Below are 3,444 nucleotides of genomic sequence, written 5' to 3'. Positions count from 1 at the left end.
TTTAAACACATCAGTCGAACCATGTGGCTGGCTTACATCCGCGATAAAGACAACCGCGCAGGCCACCAACTAGTGAAGATCCGCGTCATTAATTCGCTTGTCCACAACTACATCAAAAATCACGGCGAAGGCTACGCTGGTGAAATGAACAAGTTATTGCGCCGCCTCCTCCGACAGACGCGCGTCCAGAGCCAGGAGCAACAGATGGAATTGGCCGAACAACTGGCAAACATAGAGGTTGAAAACATCAAGGCGAATCCCTGGGGGTATTGTTTGCTGATGCGGCGGACCAGGTATAGGGCCAGATGTGTCGAAGAGGGTGAACCCATGCGTCACAATGCATCCCCGGAGCTGTGCCTGGGTTGCGTCCATAATCTGATGCAGACGACCAATGTCGAGTGGATGCTTTTTCAAATTGCGTCACATGTTGAGATTCTGAACAACCCGGTCGTCCCGGACATTTTCAAACAGCCTTCGTTCGAGCTGGTGCGCAATGTCACACGTCACGTCCGGACGCTGAACGCCCGCCACGAGGCACTACCTGAGCTTGAATCCGTGTTAACAAGTTACAAGTTGAGGGCTGCGTAATGGTGATGGAGTATCTAAAAAAACGTGCGGAGGCAGGGGCCGGCAAAGGACTCGAAGATCGTCCAGACTGGGTTTCCGACCGAAACGCCAGTGCCGCCGCCTGGCAGTGTGTGGAGGATATGAAACGAGAGAAGGCGCTCTACATTCGGCGTCACCGCACGTCTACGGATTTTCTCGTGAAAAAAAATATCAAATCAAAGGCTCCGAAGTCGCCGCAGCACTTGGCATAAACCGCGCAACGCTCATGAACACGTCGAGCTATTCACCCCATTTCCGACAGTACCTTGACGCCATGAACGCAGGTCTGGAAGAAGCAAAGAATGCCAAATTGAAGCGTATCGAACACCCCACGGCCACCGGAATCAGGAAGAGCCGGAAAGACGACTTGGTCAGTCTGGTCAGGGAATTGCGGATGAAAAACGAAGAATTGAGGGCGTTGGCGGCAGAACCATTGGACGAAATCTACGAAGGACTGCCTCTGCCGATAAAAAAGAAGTTGGGGATCTCCTGATAATGAATGGAAAGCACAAATCGAAGCATGGAATTATTCCTGCGCTTCAAACACTCCTATGCTATGACCAACCGTAATGCAGGTTGACCGCTTCAATCGAACTTACCTAGGTGAGATTTACAACATGTCTGTAGGAATCTAGAGAGATCCGGCAACGGACGGAATCCGAGATGATTGGATGCCATCAGCAATTTACCCACGATTCGCTCGACGACCTGACGACGCGGGCATACTTGACAAAAATTCTGCCACAGATGGCGAAATTGATTAATTAAACCTAACGTCACGCGCTGATCTAGCGTGCCGGGAACCAGAAAGTCTACATAGGCCCATCGTGTTTCGATGTTGACACCATCACCTGAATAGTCACCACCAGAGCCTTCGCCATAATGGATACTTAACCTCGCCATAACTTTCGGTTGGCTCATCATTTTTCAAGCTACCGCCGCCCGAATTACCACCTGCGAACCAATCTCTCTGGTTGGTGTATGCTTGGAATCGATTATCCATATCGCCGTGAAACTCAAGCTCCGCTGCAGTTTCAGCCCAGCTTCCCGTTAATGTCACCGTACCTGTAATCGCTGTGATCAGAGCGCTGCGTTTCAATTTATTTACCTCCAGCATATTTTTCATTTGTTGATATTTTTTGCTTCATCTGCGTAGCAGATGTAACATTAAGGCCCGCCAAATCCTAAAAAAAGCAAAAAAAAGCGGAAATGTAACATTCCCGCAAATCAATACCTGAAAAAACTCCCACTACTAGGTTCTCACGTGAACCTTAAACCAACTTGAAATACAGCGACGAGTTTTAAAAAATAAGCCCCTACAATGCGCCCCAGGCTGCGGTCATTTCTCAATCCCATGCTCCACTTTATGATGTTCTTTGCGGGCGTCACGCAGGATATCGATGCCTCCCCATACCGCTATGGTGGCTATCGCGATCCCGACAACGAGGTCGGGCCAACTGTCGCCCAACCACCAGACAAGACCGCCTGCGACCAAAATCCCACCGTTCGATGCGAAGTCGTTGAGGCTGAAGGTGTTGGCGGCACGGATGTTTACGTCCGGTTCTTTAAGGTGGCTAAGCAGCCAGATGCAAACAAGATTGACGACGGCGGCGACCAGTGACATCGAAATCATCAATGGTCCCAGTGGTTCAGAGCCGCCAACATAGCGTCTCCATCCGTCGATCAAGATGCCGACAGCAAAGACTAATAGCAGGCCGCCCGATACGTTTGCGGCACCACGCTTCCACTTGGATGAGCGTGACAAGGCAAAAAGGCTGATTCCATAGACTAAACTGTCGGATGTGTTGTCGAGCCCGTTGGCGATCAGAGCACTGGAATCGCCTACGGCACCGGTCGCGAAGAATCCCGCCGCAATTGCAAGGTTGAGACCAAGAACGATCCAGAGCGTGCGACGCTCTTTTTCATTTCCCACATTAAACACAGTTTCTGACATAGGTAGTGCCCATCCATAAACGTAAACCAATGATCTTATTGTAAAAAATGCGAACTGAATAAATAAAACCTCCGGCGGAAAATGGCATTCTTTGTTTCAACCAATTGAAATTAAAAGAAAAACCAAAATCCGCGGAGGCCACAATGCGAAAAAAAAGCATTGCACAACGCAGTATATTCGATGTGTTTGCCGAGCACGAACTCGGCCGTGAGTTGAAGCTCATGTCCGATTGGCTGGATGAGCACCCCGAAGTGCTGGAGGGGGTGGCTGCGGACTTGGGCCGAGACCGGGTGAAGCCGACCGGACGCCGTGGCTTGTCGGTGGAGACCGTGTTGCGTTGTGCCCTGCTCAAGCAGCGCCGCCAGCTCAGCTACGAGGAGTTGGCCTTTTGCCTGGAGGACTCTCGGTCGTTTCAAGCCTTTGCGCGGCTGGAGCCGGCCTGTCGGCCCCGCAAATCCGTGCTTCAGGCTTGCATCGGCCGCATTCGCGCCGAAAGCTGGGAGCGGATCAACCGGACGTTGCTGGTCAGTGCGCAAGCGGAGAAGGTCGAGCGTGGACGCAAGGTGCGGGTAGACAGCACGGTGACCGAGACGGATATTCATCCACCCACCGATAGCAGCCTGCTGTGGGACGGGGTCCGCGTCCTGGTTCGCTTGCTGAAGTGGGCTCAGGCGTTGGCGGGCGACACCCGGTTGACCTGGCATGATCACGGTCGGGCGGCGAAAAAGTATGATCGCCAGATCCAGTATGGGCGAGGCAGGCAGTCGCAAGACAAGCGCTACCGGAAGCTGCTCAAAGTGGCCCGTGCCACGCTGGATTATCTGCACGAAGCCCAACTGAGGCTGGAGGCCCTGGCGGTGGAGGCGCAGGACCTGGCCGACTGG

The 3,444-nt window shown here is 52.6% G+C and carries 6 protein-coding genes; 4 read left to right on the top strand and 2 right to left on the bottom strand.

Annotation, left to right across the window (positions count from 1 at the left end; all coding sequences use genetic code 11):
* From ENI00_RS12865 to ENI00_RS12855, 3 genes are all read left to right on the top strand, one after another.
* Positions 1-588: hypothetical protein (locus tag ENI00_RS12865; protein ID WP_304102999.1), on the top strand; the 588-nt coding region annotated here is incomplete at its 5' end.
* Positions 588-818 carry a hypothetical protein gene (locus tag ENI00_RS12860; RefSeq protein WP_304102996.1) on the top strand — a complete coding sequence of 77 codons (231 nt, stop codon included), beginning with the start codon at positions 588-590 and terminating at the stop codon, positions 816-818. The genes ENI00_RS12865 and ENI00_RS12860, both read left to right, overlap by 1 nt.
* Positions 819-832: 14 nt before the next feature.
* The gene (locus tag ENI00_RS12855; protein WP_304102993.1) at positions 833-1,099 is read left to right on the top strand and encodes a hypothetical protein; all 267 of its coding nucleotides are present in this window, start codon (positions 833-835) and stop codon (positions 1,097-1,099) included.
* A 366-nt stretch (positions 1,100-1,465) separates the two neighbouring features.
* On the opposite strand, the gene ENI00_RS12850 is transcribed toward ENI00_RS12855, so the two are convergent.
* Positions 1,466-1,732, bottom strand: a complete 267-nt coding sequence (locus tag ENI00_RS12850; protein ID WP_071265215.1) for a hypothetical protein — start codon at positions 1,730-1,732, stop codon at positions 1,466-1,468.
* A 213-nt stretch (positions 1,733-1,945) separates the two neighbouring features.
* The gene (locus ENI00_RS12845) at positions 1,946-2,560 is read right to left on the bottom strand and encodes a cation transporter (RefSeq protein WP_071265214.1); all 615 of its coding nucleotides are present in this window, start codon (positions 2,558-2,560) and stop codon (positions 1,946-1,948) included.
* A 143-nt stretch (positions 2,561-2,703) separates the two neighbouring features.
* On the opposite strand from ENI00_RS12845, the gene ENI00_RS12840 reads away from it, so the two are divergent.
* Positions 2,704-3,444, top strand: a 741-nt coding sequence (locus ENI00_RS12840) for a transposase (RefSeq protein ID WP_304102984.1), incomplete at its 3' end; no start/stop codon positions are given.

It is taken from the genome of Marinobacter antarcticus, from assembly GCF_011049865.1.
Taxonomy (GTDB): domain Bacteria; phylum Pseudomonadota; class Gammaproteobacteria; order Pseudomonadales; family Oleiphilaceae; genus Marinobacter; species Marinobacter antarcticus_A.
This window is presented reverse-complemented; position numbering and strand designations above follow the sequence as displayed.

Excerpts from the sequence above, each read along its gene's own strand:
- ENI00_RS12845 (WP_071265214.1), bottom strand. The coding sequence starts at position 2,560 with ATGTCAGAAACTGTGTTTAATGTGGGAAATGAAAAAGAGCGTCGCACG.
- ENI00_RS12860 (WP_304102996.1), top strand. The coding sequence starts at position 588 with ATGGTGATGGAGTATCTAAAAAAACGTGCGGAGGCAGGGGCCGGCAAA.
- ENI00_RS12850 (WP_071265215.1), bottom strand. The coding sequence starts at position 1,732 with ATGAAAAATATGCTGGAGGTAAATAAATTGAAACGCAGCGCTCTGATC.
- ENI00_RS12855 (WP_304102993.1), top strand. The coding sequence starts at position 833 with ATGAACACGTCGAGCTATTCACCCCATTTCCGACAGTACCTTGACGCC.